Below are 231 nucleotides of genomic sequence, written 5' to 3' on the forward strand. Positions count from 1 at the left end.
GCTCTGGCGGTTTCTGAAGGACCCGGAGATTTCGGGGAGTGCCATTTACTATCTGGCCGCAGCGCCTGAAATGGCGGCAGTGAGCGGGAAATTCTTCAACCAGACAATCGAGGAAAAACCGGCCGCTCATGCCCTGGACCGTTCCGTTGGAAGGCGAATCTGGAGCATTAGCGAAGCGCTGACGGGTTTGACCGAGAGCGTTTGAATAGAAAAATCATTGCTGGCGATGGG

The 231-nt window shown here is 55.4% G+C and carries 1 pseudogene; it reads left to right on the top strand.

From position 1 onward, the window contains the following. Positions 1-205 (top strand): annotated as a pseudogene (locus tag SAZ04_RS23145) (hypothetical protein); the annotation flags it as partial. Positions 206-231 lie beyond the last annotated feature (26 nt).

This window comes from Halalkalibacter lacteus (assembly GCF_036663595.1).
Taxonomy (GTDB): Bacteria; Bacillota; Bacilli; order Bacillales; family Bacillaceae_D; genus Halalkalibacter; species Halalkalibacter lacteus.